This is a genomic window from Nocardioides sp. AE5 (assembly GCF_031844485.1).
Classification (GTDB): domain Bacteria; phylum Actinomycetota; class Actinomycetes; order Propionibacteriales; family Nocardioidaceae; genus Nocardioides.
The window spans coordinates 119,772-137,218 of sequence record NZ_JAUZVI010000003.1 but is presented as its reverse complement, the minus strand read 5'-3'; the positions used below and the strand labels follow the sequence as shown (position 1 = coordinate 137,218).

Sequence of the window (17,447 nt, the reverse complement as noted above, 5' to 3'; positions counted from 1 at the left end):
TCCCCGGCGTACCTCGGGCTCAGACGTGCTGGATCTGTCCTCGCCCTGCGGGGCTCAGACGTTGCGGCGGTATTGCCCACCGACCTCGAAGAACGCCTCGGTCACCTGCTGCAGCGAGCAGACCCGGGCCGCGTCCATCAGCACCGCGAAGACGTTCTCGCCGCTGACCGCCGCCTCCTTGAGCCGGGCGATCGCCTGCTCGGCCTCGGTGCGGTGGGTCTCCTGGAAGGTGCGCACCCGGTCGAGCTGGGACTTCTTCTCCGCCTCGGTGGCGCGGGCCAGTTCGACGGTATGCTCCTCGGCGTCCTCGGAGGCCGGCCGGCGGAAGGTGTTCACCCCGATGATCGGCAGCGAGCCGTCGTGCTTGCGGTGCTCATAGAGCATCGACTCGTCCTGGATCCGGCCACGCTGGTAGCCGGTCTCCATCGCGCCGAGCACGCCGCCGCGCTCGTTGATCCGGTCGAACTCGTCCAGCACGGCGGCCTCCACCAGGTCGGTGAGCTCGTCGATGATGAAGGAGCCCTGCAGCGGGTTCTCGTTCATCGCCAGGCCCCACTCACGGTTGATGATCAACTGGATGGCCAGCGCCCGGCGCACCGACTCCTCGGTGGGGGTGGTGACGGCCTCGTCGTAGGCGTTGGTGTGCAGCGAGTTCGCGTTGTCATAGATCGCGATGAGCGCCTGCAGGGTGGTGCGGATGTCGTTGAAGTCCATCTCCTGCGCGTGCAGCGAACGGCCCGAGGTCTGCACGTGGTACTTCAGCTTCTGCGAGCGCTCCCCTGCGCCGTACTTCTCCTTCATCGCCACGGCCCAGATCCGCCGCGCGACCCGGCCGATCACCGAGTACTCCGGGTCCATCCCGTTGGAGAAGAAGAAGGACAGGTTGGGCGCGAAGTCATCGATGTCCATGCCGCGGGCCAGATAGGCCTCCACATAGGTGAAGCCGTTGGCCAGGGTGAAGGCGAGCTGGCTGATCGGGTTCGCCCCGGCCTCGGCGATGTGATAGCCGGAGATGGAGACCGAGTAGAAGTTGCGGACCTGGTTCTGGATGAACCACTCCTGGATGTCGGCCATCATCCGCAGCGAGAACTCGGTGGAGAACAGGCAGGTGTTCTGGCCCTGGTCCTCCTTGAGGATGTCCGCCTGCACGGTGCCGCGGACGTTCGCCAGCGCGTACGCCGCGAGCGTGGCGCGCTCCTCCTCGTTCGGCTCGCGCTCGTGCTCGGCGCGGAACTTGTCGACCTGCTGGTCGATCACCGTGTTGAGGAAGAAGGCGAGCACCGTCGGCGCAGGACCGTTGATGGTCATGCTCACGCTGGTGCTCGGCGCGACCAGGTCGAACCCGTCGTAGAGCACCTTCATGTCATCGAGGGTGGCCACCGAGACGCCGGAGGTGCCGACCTTGCCGTAGACGTCGGGGCGGGGGTCGGGGTCGCGGCCATAGAGGGTGACCGAGTCGAACGCGGTGGACAGGCGGGTGGCCTCGCCGTCCTCGCTGAGGATCTTGAACCGGCGGTTGGTGCGGGCCGGGTCGCCCTCGCCGGCGAACATCCGGGCCGGGTCCTCGCCGTCACGCTTGAACGGGAAGACCCCGGCGGTGAAGGGGAAGAAGCCGGGCAGGTTCTCGTTGCGCCAGAACCGGACCAGTTCACCGTGGTCGGTGAAGCGCGGCAGCGCGACCCGGCGGATCTTGTTGCCACTGAGGGACTCGCGGGTGAGCTTGGTGTGCAGTTCCTTGTCGCGGACCTTGATCACCTGCTCCTCGCCGGAGTAGGACTCGACGACGGCGGGCCAGGCCTGGATCTGGTCGGCGATCTCGTGCGGCACCTGCTTGCGGGTCCGCTCCAGCAGCTCCGCCACCTCGGTGTTGTCGGTGAGCTCGCCGGCGACGACCTCGACCTGCTGCGCCTTGCGGGCGGCAGCGGCGAGGTTCTCGGTCTCGGCGTGGTAGGCCCGCACCGTGTCGGTGATCTCGGAGAGGTAGCGCACCCGACTGGTCGGCACCACCTGGGCGATCCCGGAGGAGTGGCGTACGTCGACGCGCGGCAGGACGCCCTCGGCGACCGGCAATCCGTGCTCGGCCAGGTTGGCCAGCAGGTGCTGGTAGAGGGCGGTGACGCCGTCGTCGTTGAACGTCGCCGCCGAGGTGCCGAAGACCGGCATGTCCTCGGGCTTCTTGCCGAACGCCTCGCGGTTGCGGACCAGCTGGCGGCCCACGTCGCGCAGGGCGTCCATCGCCCCGCGGCGCTCGAACTTGTTGATCGCCACCGTGTCGGCGAAGTCGAGCATGTCGATCTTCTCCAGCTGCGAGGCCGCGCCGAACTCGGGCGTCATCACGTACATCGACGTGTCGACGTACGGGAGCACGCCGGCGTCGCCCTGGCCGATGCCGGGCGTCTCCAGGATGACCAGGTCGAAGCCGGCGGCCTTGACCACGGTGAGCACGTCGGTGAGCCCGTCGGGCAGCTCGTGCGAGCCGCGGGTGGCCAGGGAGCGGAAGAGGGTGGTGTCGCCGGAGAGGGAGTTCATCCGGATCCGGTCACCGAGCAGCGCACCGCCACCGCGGCGCCGGGTCGGGTCGACCGCGATCACCGCGACGCGGAGCTTGTCCTGCTGGTCGACCCGGAAGCGGCGGACCAGTTCGTCGGTGAGACTGGACTTGCCGGAACCGCCGGTGCCGGTGATGCCCAGGATCGGGGCGACATGGCCGTCAGCCGCCTCGCGGAGCCGGACGAGTGTCTCCTCGGGCAGTTCACCGAGTTCGGCTCCGGTGATCGCCCGGGCGATCGCGGCGCGGTCGCCGGCGATGACCGCATCGGCGGCCACGGCGCCCTGCTGCCACAGGTCGACGTCGCACTCGCGGATCATCGAGTTGATCATCCCGACCAGGCCCATGGTCTGGCCGTCCTCGGGCGAGAAGATCTTCACGCCGCTCTTGGCGAGCCGGGCGATCTCCTCGGGCACGATGACGCCGCCCCCGCCGCCGTACACCTTGATGTGCCCGGCGCCGCGCTCGCGCAGCGACTCGACGAGGTATTCGAAGTATTCGACGTGGCCGCCCTGGTAGGAGGAGACGGCGACGCCCTGGACGTCCTCCTCGATCGCTGCTTCGACGACTTCGGAGACCGAGCGGTTGTGGCCCAGGTGGATCACTTCGGCGCCCTGGGACTGCAGGATCCGGCGCATGATGTTGATCGAGGCGTCATGGCCGTCGAAGAGGCTCGAGGCGGTGACGAAGCGGACCGGGTTGGCCGGCACGTGCAGTTCGGTCTTGTTCGACACGGATGCTCCCAGGGCAGATAGTAGGACGTCCTATTTCTAGATAGTAGGACGTCCTAGCAATTCCTGCAAAGTGACGTGGGCCTCCACCAGCGCGGGGCCGTACCAGGTGATCAGCCGCCCCTCCAGCAACACGGTGGCCAGGTCCTCGAAGGCCTCCGGGCCGTCGTCGGCGGTGAACTCATACGGCTCATCAGGCAGCAGCACCAGGTCCGGTTCGCGGGCCACGATCTCCGCCACGGTGGTGTGCGGATAGCGCCCCTTGGCATCGGCGTACACGTTGTCGATGCCCAGGCGGCGCAACAGGTCACCGGTGAACGTGTCGCGCCCGACCACCATCCACGGATCGCGCCAGATCGGCACCGCCGCCGTGCGCCGCACCGGCGGGCGGTCACCGGACCAGAGCCGGTCCGCCTCGGTGAGCCAGTCCGGTTCGGGCTCGCCGAGCACCTCGACGAAGAGGCGGCGCATGCTGGCGATCGACTCCGGGACCGACTCGGTCACGGTGACCCAGACCGCGACCCCCTGCTCCCGCAACCGCCGGACGTCCAGTTCCCGGTTCTCCTCCTGGTTGGCGATCACCAGGTCGGGTTGGAGCCCGGCGATCGCGGCCAGGTCCGGGTTCTTCGTGCCGCGGACCCGATCCACCGCCAGGCCTGCCGGGTGCGTGCACCAGTCGGTGGCGCCGACCAGGCGACCGGTCGGCGCCAGGGCCTCGGTCAGGGAGGGCACCAGGGAGACGATCCGCTGCGGCGGGCCAGCCAACTCCACGGCAGTGCCCAGGTCATCAAGGAGCCGTGCATCGTTCATGCCTGTGCAGACTACGTGCGGCTGGATGTGTCACGCTTCGCCGGTGCCCGCGCCCCTCCTCGACCTGATCGTGGTCTCCTGCCTGGCCGGAGCCCTGGCCATCGCGCTGGCGCATCCACGCGGTCGTTGGGAGGCCCTCGTCGCGCTCGGGGCCTCCGCGGTGGTCATCGGCACGGGTGTGATCAGCATCCGCGAGGCCACCGACCAGGTGCGGTTGCTGCTGCCCGTCGTCGGATTCCTGGTCGCGATCCTGGTGGTGGCCGACGCCTGCGCCGCGGCGGGTCTCTTCCGCGCCCTGGGTGCCCTGGTCCGGCGCCACCGGGGCGATGGACCCCGACCGCTGGTGCTGCTCTCCTTCATCGCCGCCGCGGTGGTGACGGCGGTGCTCAGCCTGGATGCCACCGTGGTGTTGCTGACCCCCGTGATCGCCGCAGCGACCATCGGCACCACGGCCCACCGCGCCGGGGTGCACGCCAATGTCCGGCTGGCGAACTCGGCCTCCCTCCTGCTGCCGGTCTCGAACCTGACCAACCTGCTCGCGCTGCCCCACCTGGGGATCAGTTTCACCACCTGGCTGCTGCTGATGGCACCGGTCTGGCTGGCCGTCCTGGCCGTCGAGTACGCCGGGATGGTGCTCGTCTTCAGTGAGGTGCGGCGCGGTGGCGCATCCGGTTCCGTCGGTGTTGTCGCTGCGGTCCGGCTCCCCCGGTTCCCGCTCCTGGCGGTGGCGGTGATGCTGGTCGGGTTCGCGGCCGGTTCCCCGCTCGGGATCGACCCGGTCTGGGTGGCTGCCGGGGCCGCAATGGTCCTGGTCCTGCACGGCACCCACGCCGGCACCCTGGACACGCGCCGGGTGCTCGACGCAGCCCATCTGCCCTTCGCACTCTTCGTGCTCGGCCTGGGCGTGGTGGTGCTGGGCGTGACCGATTCCTTCCTCGGCTCGCTCGTCGCCGCGCTGGTGCCGCACGGCAAGGGCCTGCCCACCCTGCTCCTGATCGCCTTGCTCGCCACCCTCCTGGCCAACGTGGTCAACAACCTGCCCGCGACCCTGCTGCTAGTCCCGTTGGTGGCACCGTTGGGTCCGGCGTACGTGCTGGCCGCGCTGATCGGGCTCAACGTCGGCTCAGGCCTGACCCTCCCCGGTTCACTGGCCAACCTGTTGTGGCGGCGTACGTTGCTGCGCCACGGGCTCACTGCGGATCTGCGCCTCTTCCACCGGCACGCCATCCTGGTCACCCCGGTGGCCGTGCTGGCCGGAGTCCTCGTGCTATGGATGATGACCGGTATCCCCGGCCTGCTGCATGCTTGAGGAATGCTTCTCGCCACCCTGATCGAGACCTCCACTGCCGTGGCCGCCACCTCGTCACGCACAGCCAAGGTGGAGGCCGTGGCCACGGCGCTGCGCACCGCCCATGCAGACGGCGAACCGATCGAGGTGGTGGCCGACTACCTGGCCGGGGTGCTCCCCCAGCGCCGGATCGGCGTCGGCTGGCGCGGGCTGGCCGCACTTCCCGAGCCCATCGCGCGGCCCACGTTGGAGGTCCGTGAGGTTGATGCCGAACTGACCCGGATCGGGGGCCTGTCAGGGTCCGGCTCCGCAGCGAGCCGGCACGACGCCGTCACGCGACTCTTCTCCCGCGCCACCGTGGCCGAGCAACGGTGGCTGGTCGGGCTGATCACCGGGGAGTTGCGTCAAGGCGCGAGCGACGGCGTACTGCTGAAGGCGATCGCGCACGCGGCGTCCGTATCGGAGCCAACGGTCCGTCGTGCCGTGATGCTGGCCGGCTTCGCCGCGCCGGTGGCCAGGATCGCGCTCGACGGAGGGGAGGACGCACTGGCCGAGGTCCGGCTCGAGGTGGGGCGTCCACTCCGCCCCATGCTGGCCGGGAGTGCACCGGACGTGTCGGCAGCGCTGGCGGGTTCCGGTCGCCGGGCCCTGGACAGCAAACTGGACGGGATCCGGATCCAGGCGCACCGCGACGGTGCTGCGGTGCGGCTCTTCACCCGCACCCTCGACGAGGTCACCGATCGGCTGCCCGAGGTTGTCGACGCGGTGCGGCGGCTCCCGGTGACACGGGCCGTGCTGGACGGGGAGGTGATCGCCGAGCGCGCCGGGCGACCCGAGCCGTTCCAGGTGACCGGCTCCCGGACGATGAGCAGCGCGGACCCGGCACGGATGCGCACCGAGGTCCCGTTGACGACGTACTTCTTCGACCTGCTCCACCTCGACGGTCGCGACCTCGTCGACGAACCCGCCTCACTGCGGTGGGACCTGCTCGAGCGGATCGCGCCCGACCACGTGGTGCCGCGGATCGTGACCGACTCCGTGTCCGCGGCACAGGAATTCTTCGACGAGCGCATCGCCGTCGGCCACGAGGGCGTCGTGGTCAAGGACCCCGATGCTCCCTACGCTGCTGGGCGGCGCGGTGCCGGCTGGGTGAAGGTGAAGCCGCGGCACACCGTGGACCTGGTCGTGCTCGGGGTCGAGTGGGGCAGCGGACGACGCCGGGGCATGCTCTCCAACATCCATCTCGGCGCCCGCGAGGGGGACGGCTTCGTGATGCTCGGCAAGACGTTCAAGGGGATGACCGACGAGATGCTCGCGTGGCAGACCGAGCGATTCCTGGCGTTGGAGACCCACCGCGAGGGACACGTGGTTCACGTCCGACCCGAGCAAGTTGTCGAAATCGCCTTCGACGGGGTGCAGCGCTCACGCCGCTATCCCGGTGGGGTGGCACTGCGGTTTGCGCGGGTGATTCGCTATCGCGACGACAAGATCGCGGCCCAGACGGACACGATCGAGGCCGTACGGGCGCATCTCGAACCGCTGCCCGAAACAAGCGTGTAGATCACTGTCACCAGATGACGGCAACCGACATTGCAAACGCCACGATCCGGTCGGCTCAGCGGCGCACCAGCCAGCGGGCAACCAGGCTGCTGTCCTCCTCGAGCAGCGTGGCCAGTTCCAGGCCGACGTCGAGCGGGCGACCGTGCGCTATGCGGATGTGTTCCCCGCCGATCAGGCGCGGGACCGTGGTGGTGCAGACTTCGTCCACCACACCGGCGTCGAGCAGGTCCGCGAAGAGGGTCGGCCCGCCCTCGCTGAGGATGTTCGCGAACCCCTTCTCGACCAGTGCCGTCTTGAGTGCAGCCAGGTCGACGCGGCGCTCACCGACGACGAGCACATGGTCCTCGCCCAGGTCGGCACGGAGGGCGGCAAGGCCGTGCGATTCTGCGTGGGTGGCCACCAGCACCCGCCCTGCCGGCGCATCGCGCAGGGTCTGCGGCACCTCGCCGCGCGCACTGACCACCACGATCGGGCGATCTGCCGGCCGGTAGCCCTCGATCCGGGCCGTCCCCGCACCGATCAGCACCACGTCGGCCTGGTCGCGGAGCAGGTCGAAGATCCGCTTGTCGGCGGCGTTGTTGATCGAGCCGGACTTGCCCGACGCTCCGGTCGCGGCGCCGTCCACGGTCTCGACGAAGTTCACCCGCAGCCATGGTGTGGCCGGCACGGCGTACGCCGCCTGGAGTTGCTCGTCGGTCGCCTCCGCAGCTGGCGCCTGTCCGGCAACGGTGTCGAGAAGGATCTTCACAGCCAGCTCACCACCCACCACGCCACCCCACGCTCGTCACTGCTGAACCAGCCCAGTGCCCGCCCGGGCGTCGGCACGGCGCGGCCGAGTTCGACCAGTCCGGCGATGCCCTCGGCGAGCAGTTCCTCGCCCAGTGCGGTGTCCAGCCCCGCCAGCACGGTCCCGTCCCCGGCCCACAGCGCCTTCTCGATGTCGTCGTCGAAGGCGAAGGCACGCTCGTCCAGGTGGCCCGGGGCCTTCTCGCCGCGGCGGGCGCTGCCGTTGGCGACCACGATCCATGCCTCGGCATCACGGTGCTCGGGCCCCGCCGGCAGGGTGCTGCCGAGTTCGCCCAGCAGGTGGCGCACCGCCCGGGCTCCGGCCGGCTCGGTGATGCCCCGAGCCGCGTTGGACGCCTGGACCGGATCGGTGACCAGACGGATCGGCCCGTCGTGGCGCTCCAGCAGGTGGGCGAGTGCCCGCAGGCAGCTGGCGCGCAGGTCGTCGACCGGGTCGTGCAGGCTGGCATGCTCCGGCAGCAGAGCCGGGGGCGCCGAGAGCACCACGATGCGCTTCATGCCAGTCCCCTGATCGCCCGGGCCGGTGCTCGTCGTCCGGCAATGGTGGCGACCATGTCGACCACCTGCCGGGTCTCGACCACCTCGTGCACCCGATAGATCCGGGCACCGGCCAGCGCGCAAAGCGCGGTCGCCGCCAGGGTGCCGGTCAGCCGCTCCCCCACGGGCAGGTCGAGGGTCTCGCCGACGAAGTCCTTGTTGGACAGCGAGACCAGGACGGGGAAGCCGGTGGCGATCATCTCGTCGAGCCGGCGCGTCACTTCGAGCGAGTGGAAGGTGTTCTTCCCGAAGTCGTGGGCAGGGTCGATGATGACGCTCCGCTCGTCGACCCCGAGGGCGATCGCGCGCTTCGCCTCGCCGACGGTGTGGTCGATCACGTCGGCCATCACGTCGGCGTACTCGATCCGGTGCGGTCGGGTCCGCGGCGTCACCCCGCCGGTGTGGGTGCAGACCAGTGCGACATCAAAGTCGGCGGCGACCTGGGCCAGGTCGGGGTCGTGCCCGCCCCAGGCGTCGTTCAGCAGATCCGCCCCGGCTTCGCAGACCGCACGGCCCACCTCGGCACGCCAGGTGTCGACGCTGATCACCACGCCCGGGTACGCCGCGCGGACGCGGGCCACGAAGTCCACCACCCGCCGTTTTTCCTCGTCGGCGTCGATCTCGACGCCGGGAGCCGCCTTGATGCCGCCGATGTCGACGATCTCGGCGCCCTCGTCGACCACCTGGGCGACCCGGTCGAAAGCCTTGTCCTCCGCCCAGGTCGCGCCCTTGTCGTAGAAGGAGTCGGGGGTGCGGTTGACGATCGCCATCATCAACATGGCGTCGTCGTCGAACAGGTGCCGTCCCAATTTCAGGGTCATCGCGCTCCTCCTGCAGCGTGTCCCACCGAGACCATCGGCGGCCGTTCCCCGGTGTGCACGCTCCGCTCACTCGGCTCGATGGCGCCGGCGCTGCCGACGTACTGGCGGAGCAGCACCGCATCGTTCCCCGGCTCGTCCCGCGTGCCGAGGCTCCGTCGCGCCGCGGCCGCCATGATCTGGGTGGCCATGGCGCCCAGGTCGCGCAGTGCCTGGTGGCGGTGGGCGCGACGCCCGAGGTCGACCTGGGCGATCGCGTCGACGCCGAAGGAGCGCACGGTGTCCACAAGTGCGGCCAGTTCCACGGCGTACCCGGTGGGCACCGAGAACGTCTCGAAGGCGGACCGGCGCACGGCCCACTCCCCTGCCAGCGGCTGGACCAGCCCGGCGAGTTCGGGGAAGGCGAGCGCAATCAGCGGACGGGCAACGAGTTCGGTGACGCGTCCGCCCTCGAACGCGGCTGCCGGGTCGTTGCCGCCGAGCAGGGGCCGCTCATAGAAGCCCTTGACCAGGTGCACGTCCGAATCGGTGAGCAGTGGACCAAGCAGGCCGGGCACGAAATGGGTGTCCCAGTCGAGCAGGTCGGCGTCCATGAAGACGATGAGGTCGCCGCGGGTGACGAAGAGGGACTTCCACATCGCCTCCCCCTTGCCGGGGACGCTGCCCAGGTCGGGGCGGATGTCCGCGCTGCGGTGCACCACGGCACCTGCGTCACTGGCCACCTCGCCCGTGGCATCGGTGGAGTCGGAGTCGATCACCACGATCTCGTCGAGGAACTCGACGGTCTCCATGAGTTGCTCGCGCACCCGGGTGACCACTGCCCCGACCGTGGCGGCCTCGTTGCGGGCGGGGACCACCAGGCTGACGGAGGTTCCGCTGTCCCGGCGGGCGCGAACCAGATCGGCGACCGTCCACTCGTCCCAGCTGTGTGTACGTCGCTCGAACCAGTCCCGGGTCACGTCCCCACCCTAGGACTCGCTCAGATGCCGCTGCCCTTCTGGGTGCCGGTGAGCTTCTCCTCGCCGTAGACCGGGCAGGCGATCTCACGGTCACCGGCCCGCCAGGACTCTGCTGTCGGCTGGTAGATGAAGAAGTCGAGGGCCGACTCCTCGTAGGGCAGGCCGACGAATGCCTCGAACTGCTCGTAGCACAGGTCCATGCCGAGTTCGTTGGTCTCTGCGTCGCCGGGGAAGTCGCCGTCCGGGAGGTCGACGATGTGGAAGACCTCGTTGTCGTGCGGCTGACCGCACGGCACCGCCTTGGCCGTCTCCACCTCGACGAACTCGTCGTCCATCCCCTCCTCGGGGTCGTCATAGCAGTCGCCGACGCGCATCTCGAAGACGCTCGCCTTCTCGTTCTCCTCCACGATCGCGCCGTTGTCGTCGCGCCTGGATTCGTTGGTGTCACAGGCAGTGAGGGGAAGGGCGAGGGCGAGTGCGCCGAGGAGGCCGATGCCGGCACGAGTGACTGTCATGCGAAATCTAGCGGCCCGACAGGCTAGGCGGGTCAGGGATCGGGAAACCGTCGTGGAGACCTTCGCCACAGGGTCAGGCGCCGTCAGGCGCCGTCCAGCGTACGCCGTCGCAGGCGCCAGGCGGCTCCCAGCAACGCGAGTGCAGCGAGCCCGGCCAGCAGCGAGACGGGCGTCCAGATCGAGACGCCGAGTGAGACCGGGGCTGCGACATGGACCGTGGCCAGAACCCGCTCGGACTGGCCTCCAGCAGTCACGCCGAGCACCGCCAAGGTGGTCTCACCGACCGGGGTCCCATAGGGCACGCGGGTCAACGCCGTGAATGTGCCGTCTGCTCCGACCTCGAAGGTGCCCAGCGCAATCGGGCGCTCCTGCTGCAGACTGATGAACACCGAAGCGCCGGGTGCATATCCGGAGCCGTGGATCCGGAGTGCCTGCCCTCCCTTGACCACCGTTCCGCGGCCCTGCTCGGGCACCCACACGTCGATCAGAGCGCCGGGCGGCTGCGCATCCATCTGCACCTCCACCGTGCCGGGGTACATCCAGGCCAGGGCATGGGCGCTGCCGGAGTCGGCTGCACGCTTGGGGCGCACTGCCTCGGCCCGGGCACGTCCTTGGCTCCACCGTGCCATTGCCTCGGCGGACCGGTTCACTCCCTGCTGGCTCATCTTGAGTCCATCTGCGAACTCGACACCGGGTTGGGCGCCACACAACGATGCGTCCGGAATCAGTGCATCGACCACGTCTGCCGCGAAGTAGATTTCGTAGCCGCGCGCCTGCGCGGCCAGGACACCCGCCTCAGCTGCTCGGTTGAGTGTGGTCACGACCGCATTCAGGGCACGTGCCTCGGCCAGTGAGAAGTCCCCGGAACAAGGCCGCCCCGTGCTCGTGTCGAAGAGGTAGGGGTACGCGCTGACCACGATGACCGGGTCCGACCTCGAGTTCAATGCATCAGCCAGGTCCGCATAGAGCGTGGTGAAGTCGATCTCCTGGGCGGCTCTGATCGCATTGGTGATCCGGGCATCATCGGCCGGGCATTCCTGCTGGGCACAGTGGACCAGCAGGCGGTCGAGCCCCACGTCACTTGCCCCGACGGAGACCTGGACCACCACATCCCCGGCACGCTCGGGGAGCCGCTCCATCTGGGACTCGCCCTCGATCGGGTCGAGTAGGTCACGAATGCCAGCATCGACGCAAGCAACACTGGAGCCGGTGCCGTCGGTCGCGACCCCGACTGGTGTCTGTGCGGCGTCCCCGCAGGAGGGGTCGGCGAACCCGTCCCCCATCGCCCACACCTCCGGGTCGTCCTCGGGGGTGAGTATCTCGCCGGGAGCGGTGTCGACCTTACCCGGTTCGACCACCTGATAGGTGGTCCTCTCCTCCACCGCAGGCACGTTTCCGCCCCAGGCAAGGACACGCAGGGAGACTTCACCGGTCTCCGCGCCCTGGGTGGTGACCCGCACCTTGCGGGTCACGGTGGCACCGGGTGGGATGTTGCCGAGCATCACCTCGGCGGCCGGGCTCACCTGGGATTCCAGCCCTGACGAGGTCAGGGACATCCGCGCGCCAGCGACGTCACGGGCTGAAGGGTTCGTGACCCTGACCTCGACTGTGGCCGCCCCATCGGAGGCAATCGTGTCGGGATGGGAGAGAACAACCTCCAGCGAAGCCAGGGTCAGGTCCTCGACCGTCTCCCACAGTTCCTCGGGGTCATCGGAATCGATCACGTGCGGCTTGGCGCCGGTCGCCTCGGCGATGCAGGCCAGTTCCGCTGCGCCCTCGGCCGAGGTCTGGTAGGCCACCGTCGGGATGGTCACCTCGAAGCCCCGCTCGCTGAGCTGCGCCGCCACCTCGCACGGAGGCACACCACAGGTGGTCTCCCCGTCCGAGACCAGCAGGATGGTGGCGCCGGTGCGGCCCTGCGCCTCAAGTGCCGCAGCCACGGCCAGAAGTGCCTCACCCGTGGGTGTGTCGCCGCTGGTCTGGACCTGGTCGATGGCGCTGAGGAGGTTGCTGAACCCTGCCACCGGTTCCACCGGGATCACGAACTGGCCGGTCGTGCACCCACTGGTGCTCGACGACGTCCCGCCAGGATAGGTGTAGAGCCCGATCTCGGTACCCAACTGTTGCGCCTGCAGGACGCCGCGCAAGCTGGCCTTCGCGTTCTCGATACGTTGCCCGTCCATGGACGACGACGTGTCCATCAACAGCACCAGCGGACGGTCGCCCCTGCCGATGGCCGAGGTGTCACCTGCCTCGTCTGCTGCCGGGAAGGACCTGGACCCCTCCTCGGGGCAGGAGTCTCCCGCGCATGCCTCCCAGTGGCGACGCCAGATGTTCTGGGTGACCAGAGTGAGTTCGGGCGAGTGCCACTCGTCCTCGAAGCCGAGCAGGTCGACCTTGGCCCCGACCGACCCAAAGACATAGAGGTCCAGGGAGACATCGGCTGCGACGCGCGCCCCTCGGGAGGCTTCGTCCCCCGCCGTGTCGTTGTGCGCCTCCCCTTCGGCCCGCGCCGTGAGCTCCAGCATCAGGCTCAGGTCCAGGGATGGGCCGGCTCGGTCATACACCATCGCCCGGAAGGTGACGGGGGCGACGAAGCTTGCCATGGCATCGATCGAAAAACGGGCCTCCTGCGCCTGAGCAGTCAGTTGGAACTCGTTGATCTCCTCCCAGCCAGCCCCGCGCCACCGCACGCCCACCTCGTGCACATAGCCGAATGCCTGGGTCGCGGAGATCTCTCCGGTCAGGTAGGAGCCGTAGGCCATGTTCACGCTTGTGTAGACGTTGATCCAGACCGGAACTGCTGCCACCGTGAACTTGACGGTGCCGAGCTTGACCGTGAGCCTCTCCTCGAGGGACTTGGCATTCGGGTCCTGGGCGTCCTTGGCCTGGGCCACTTCCCTTGCAGCGTCCTTGAGTGTCTTCACCCGTTCCGCGGGCGTCGCCTCGAAGGTGTCGGCATCCATGAACTGCTGGAACTCACCCGTCGCGTTGAGGGTGAGCGACTCGTTGAAGGTCTGCGTGTGGGAGAGCTTGAACTCGTCGACAACGACCTTGGACTTGAACCAGTTCCACTCGATGTGGGTGTTGAGCGCGAAGTTGACCACTGACGTTGCGTGGAGCTCCAGCTTTGCATCAAGATTGGCCGAGGCGGCCACCGTGGTGGTGCCGGAGAGTTCCTTGCGCCACTTCTGCTCAAGCTTCTCGTCGACCAGGCGTTCGCCGCTCACATCGACCTGGACGGTAGTGGTGCTGGCTGCTGTGACCTCACGGGATCGCTTGCCGTCGCGATAGTCGGCCTGGCCTGCGAATGTCCCGACCACATCGAGTGAGGCGACCTGCCATGACTCGTCGACGAGCGTGATGATGTCCGTGACGGTGCCGGGCTCATGGGCGACCGGTTCGGCCCCCGGGCCCTCGACCCCCACCACTGGTTGGTCCGGCTCGTCCACGCGATAGGAGCCCAGGACCTGGGGTACCGCATCAGGGATCTCCGCGCCCGCCTGCACGAAGTGGACCTGCAGGAAGATCTCGTCAAGGCCGGCGGGGCGAGTCATCACGACCATGCCACCACCGTGTTGCCGGATCGCGGTGACTCGGGCCAGGCGACCGTCAGGAAGCGCCTCCGAGGGCTCCGCGACCAGGAAGTCCCCGACCCGGAGGTCCGCCGGGGCGGAGAGGGTCAGGCTGGTCTCGGTGGAGTCGGTGATGGTCCGGACCAGGTCAGTCCCACCGACCACCGTGCGTGGTGCCACCACCGGCGTGGTCCGGTTCTCCGGTGCTGTCGCCTCGAAGGAGATCGATCGGGACGTACGCCGTCCGGCAAGATCCTCCACCTCGACGGTGACCGCATGCTTTCCCGGTGCGGCATCCGTCCGGTAGCGCCACCGGTAACCTTCAGGTGTCGCATACACCTCGGCGGTGCCCAGGTAGCGGTCACCGCGCTTGAGCACGACCGAAGTCACTCCCTCGGCCCCGGTGATGGTTCCCTCGAAGGTGATCTGGCCACCGTTGGCGGCCAAGTCTATCCGGCTGTCCTTCCTGGGTGCGTCAATGGTCATCTCCAGCTCAGCCCGCGACTCGTCGTTCACTGGACCGGCGAAGTAACCCCACCACGCTCCGGCCGCCGCCATGGCCTCGCTCGAGGCGGTCAGCACCTGCCCGGCGCCGGCCGCTGTGGACGGACCGATGTCGCGACCGGCAAGCTGTCCGGCTCCGGAAACGGAGTCGCCACCAGAAACGCCGAAGGTCCACAGGCTGACGGCACCCACCGGCGCGATGGCGGGGGCAACCGGCTGCCCCGTGCTGTTGACGCTGGGCGTGGACAGGACCAGTCCGCCCTCGACGACAGTTGCATCCGTGGTCGGGTCGGCGGCAGCGGTCCAGCCGACCACGTCGACCTCGAGCGCGCTCACTTCACCGGTGGTGGCGAGCCAGGCGAACCCGTCGGCATCGACGGCGGCGGGGACCAGTGCCGTTCCCGATCCGTCGAGGAGGTCCAGCACGGGAACCTGCGCCTCACGAGTGCCGAGGAGCACCGACCCGGTGCCCGAGGCACGGATCTGGAGCCAGCCCCCTGCAACCCGTTCCGACGGCACATCTCCCAGTCCAGCAGGGCTGACCCATGCAGGAGCCTGCCTAGTGGGGATCGCTGCTCCGTCGCCGCCTGCACGCAGGGCAGGCGCTGGTGCCACCGCCTGGGTACCACCCGGGCCCGGGGCGTCGTCCTCTTGTCCGGTGAAGGCAGCCACGGCGACCACGCTGGCGGTCGCTTCCTGGTCGGCGAGGAGGGTGATCGCACCATCGTCACCAACATCGACCATCGTGGTGACGGTCCTCCTACCTGCGGGAAGAGTGAGCAGCGGGGCGGTCTTCCGCGAGGCCTGCGCTCCCGCGACCCAGACCTTGGTCGGCTCAGTGGCCGTTGCCGTGACCTGGACCAGCCACGAACGGGTCCCGGAGTCAATGCCCTCCACCTCATCGAAGCCGGCAACCTCGATCGGCTTGGACCCGCCGAGCGTCACGTCCCCGGCGACTTCAGCCTGCCCCGCGGGCACCCAAAGGCCCGACTGCACTGCCGGGGCCAGGTGGTCCAGCGTTCCTGCGACGCCCGGGTCGTCCTTGCCCCGTTCGAGGACGACCCAGACCACCGTGGCCAACGCCATCACCAGAGTGGCAGTGACGGCTGCGACGATCGCTGTCAGCCGTCGAAATTCCCTGCTCATTGTGGCAACCGCTGGATCTGCTCATAACTGCCGAGCAGCACCGGGTTCAACAACACGACGTTTGCACGCCATGGGGGGTCATCGCTCGACTCCGGGTCGACGGTGTTGACCACACGGATCATCAGCGTCTGGACACCCGCAAGGCTGGTTTCCAGCTTTGCGGCCTTGGTCGACGTCACCTCGAAGGAGTCGATCAACTCCCCATCGCCACGCACCTCGATACGGCCACGTTCACCCGCCTCGGCGTCCTCGCCGAGGACGAACTGCGCGCTGAGGTAGAGATCGGCCCCTCCGAGGTTCCAGACCAGGTCCGCGGGATCATCGTGACTCGGACTGAAGTACATCGCGGAGCCATAGGAGACTCCATGGATGGCAACCGTGTCGCTGTCCGCGCTGGGATAGCCCTGCAGTGTGCTCAGGTCAACCAGGCGTCGCTCGCTGGGCGCGTCGGCCACCTGCAAGGTGACCATCTCGGTCAGGCCCTCTCCTGCCTTGGGTGAGGTGGCGACAACGTTCCCCACCGTGGCGCCGGGGCGGTAGACCTTCACCTGCTGGACCCGGGCACCCATCCCCTGCATGGCGTCGATCGCGTCCTGGATCGGCGTGCCGATGACGTCCGGCACCTTCGCCTCCTGGGCGATCACCAGGAGAACTGCAGCTGGGTTAGCTGCGCCGAAGATCGGGGACTGCTGGATGACCACTCCGGACCGTCCCGCAGCGGGCCGCTCCTGAGTGGTGATCCGCGCCGTGATCTGGGCGTCGCCGAGAGCTTGGCGCGCCTCCTCGAGGGTCAGCCCGCGTACGTCGGGCATCTCGGTTCCACCCGCCTGCCCGAAGTCCGGAATGGAAATGACCCGCTCCGCAGGTACGTCGTGGGCGCGCGTCGCGTTACCGGCACGGTTGGCGGCACCCCAACCTGCCCCATAGGCGATACCGATCGCAGTGACCAGGACCAGCACCAACGCCCCTGCCAGGATCAGCCACCAGAGGCGCCGCCCGGATCGTCCACTCACAGCACGCTCCCGAAGAGACCGGGCAGGACCAGGATCACCAGGAAGGCAGCTCCGATACCGCCAACCACCAGCCCGATCAGCAGTCCCAGCGCCACCCAGGGAAGCCGACGTGAAGGTGCGGGCTCCGGATCGTCTGCAGCCGGCAGCGGTTCCGCCACGGCCAGCGGCTCCACAGGCGACAACGGCGCCCCACCCTCCAGTGGCTCTACAGGTCCCATCGGCCCAGCGGGCACCTCGAAGGGATTGACCAGCTCCGGTTCTTCGGTCCCGTCAGCGGCCTGACCGGCTTCCTCGAACTGACTGGCTTCGTCGCCGGGAATGGGCTCGGGGTCCTGACTGGCTTCTCCTGGCTCAGGTGCGGGGTCCGGTTCCGTTGCCGAGGAAGCCTGCCCGGACGGCGACGGCTCCTCGACGCGCAGGCTAGTGAACTGCGCTGGCTGGCCAGTCGGCGCCCCTGACACCTGGTCGATCCATTCGGTCAGCGCCGGATAGCAGTTGGGGTGGGTCTTCACGGTCTCCAACAGGTCGGGGCGGGAGGCCGCAATCTCATTGAGTACCTGAGGGGATGTCGTCGGATCGTGAAGTGCGACGAGCGCAGGGTCAGTGCCAGGCACGGTCATGGCTCGTGTTCTATCA

General features: G+C 68.7%; 12 protein-coding genes. 2 read left to right on the top strand and 10 right to left on the bottom strand.

Annotated features, from left to right (window positions below):
• Positions 1-54: 54 nt before the first annotated feature.
• Both icmF and Q9R27_RS06425 read right to left on the bottom strand, forming a co-directional pair.
• Positions 55-3,282 (bottom strand): fused isobutyryl-CoA mutase/GTPase IcmF, encoded by a 3,228-nt coding sequence (gene icmF, locus Q9R27_RS06430; protein ID WP_311251520.1) that lies wholly within the window; start codon positions 3,280-3,282, stop codon positions 55-57.
• Positions 3,283-3,318: 36 nt separating this feature from the next.
• A complete protein-coding gene (locus tag Q9R27_RS06425) occupies positions 3,319-4,089 on the bottom strand; it encodes a helical backbone metal receptor (protein WP_311251519.1) in 771 nt (256 codons plus the stop codon).
• A gap of 43 nt (positions 4,090-4,132) precedes the next feature.
• Here Q9R27_RS06425 and Q9R27_RS06420 point away from each other — a divergent pair, with 43 nt between their 5' ends.
• Positions 4,133-5,398 (top strand): SLC13 family permease, encoded by a 1,266-nt coding sequence (locus Q9R27_RS06420; RefSeq protein WP_311251518.1) that lies wholly within the window; start codon positions 4,133-4,135, stop codon positions 5,396-5,398.
• Between the two features lie 3 nt (positions 5,399-5,401).
• Entirely contained in the window at positions 5,402-6,937 is a 1,536-nt protein-coding gene (locus Q9R27_RS06415) for an ATP-dependent DNA ligase (protein WP_311251517.1), read from the top strand.
• 55 nt (positions 6,938-6,992) lie between these two features.
• Here the strand turns inward: Q9R27_RS06415 and Q9R27_RS06410 are convergent, their stop codons facing one another.
• The 8 genes from Q9R27_RS06410 to Q9R27_RS06375 all read right to left on the bottom strand — a co-directional run bounded on the left by Q9R27_RS06410 (position 6,993) and on the right by Q9R27_RS06375 (position 17,431).
• Positions 6,993-7,685 (bottom strand): dihydrofolate reductase family protein, encoded by a 693-nt coding sequence (locus Q9R27_RS06410; RefSeq protein ID WP_311251516.1) that lies wholly within the window; start codon positions 7,683-7,685, stop codon positions 6,993-6,995.
• Positions 7,682-8,242 (bottom strand): hypothetical protein, encoded by a 561-nt coding sequence (locus Q9R27_RS06405; protein ID WP_311251515.1) that lies wholly within the window; start codon positions 8,240-8,242, stop codon positions 7,682-7,684. Before Q9R27_RS06405 ends, Q9R27_RS06410 begins: the two co-directional genes overlap by 4 nt.
• The gene (folP, locus tag Q9R27_RS06400; RefSeq protein WP_311251514.1) at positions 8,239-9,102 is read right to left on the bottom strand and encodes a dihydropteroate synthase; all 864 of its coding nucleotides are present in this window, start codon (positions 9,100-9,102) and stop codon (positions 8,239-8,241) included. The genes Q9R27_RS06405 and folP overlap by 4 nt, the downstream gene beginning before the upstream one ends.
• The gene (locus Q9R27_RS06395) at positions 9,099-10,058 is read right to left on the bottom strand and encodes a glucosyl-3-phosphoglycerate synthase (protein ID WP_311251513.1); all 960 of its coding nucleotides are present in this window, start codon (positions 10,056-10,058) and stop codon (positions 9,099-9,101) included. Before Q9R27_RS06395 ends, folP begins: the two co-directional genes overlap by 4 nt.
• 20 nt (positions 10,059-10,078) lie before the next feature.
• A complete protein-coding gene (locus Q9R27_RS06390) occupies positions 10,079-10,573 on the bottom strand; it encodes a septum formation family protein (protein ID WP_311251512.1) in 495 nt (164 codons plus the stop codon).
• Between the two features lie 83 nt (positions 10,574-10,656).
• Positions 10,657-15,798, bottom strand: coding sequence for a VWA domain-containing protein (locus tag Q9R27_RS06385; protein WP_311251511.1), 5,142 nt, complete (start codon positions 15,796-15,798; stop codon positions 10,657-10,659).
• Complete coding sequence (locus tag Q9R27_RS06380; RefSeq protein ID WP_311251510.1) at positions 15,795-16,811, bottom strand: PASTA domain-containing protein; 1,017 nt, start codon at positions 16,809-16,811, stop codon at positions 15,795-15,797. Before Q9R27_RS06380 ends, Q9R27_RS06385 begins: the two co-directional genes overlap by 4 nt.
• Positions 16,808-17,431 carry a hypothetical protein gene (locus Q9R27_RS06375; RefSeq protein ID WP_311251509.1) on the bottom strand — a complete coding sequence of 208 codons (624 nt, stop codon included), beginning with the start codon at positions 17,429-17,431 and terminating at the stop codon, positions 16,808-16,810. The genes Q9R27_RS06380 and Q9R27_RS06375 overlap by 4 nt, the downstream gene beginning before the upstream one ends.
• Between the last annotated feature and the right edge of the window lie 16 nt (positions 17,432-17,447).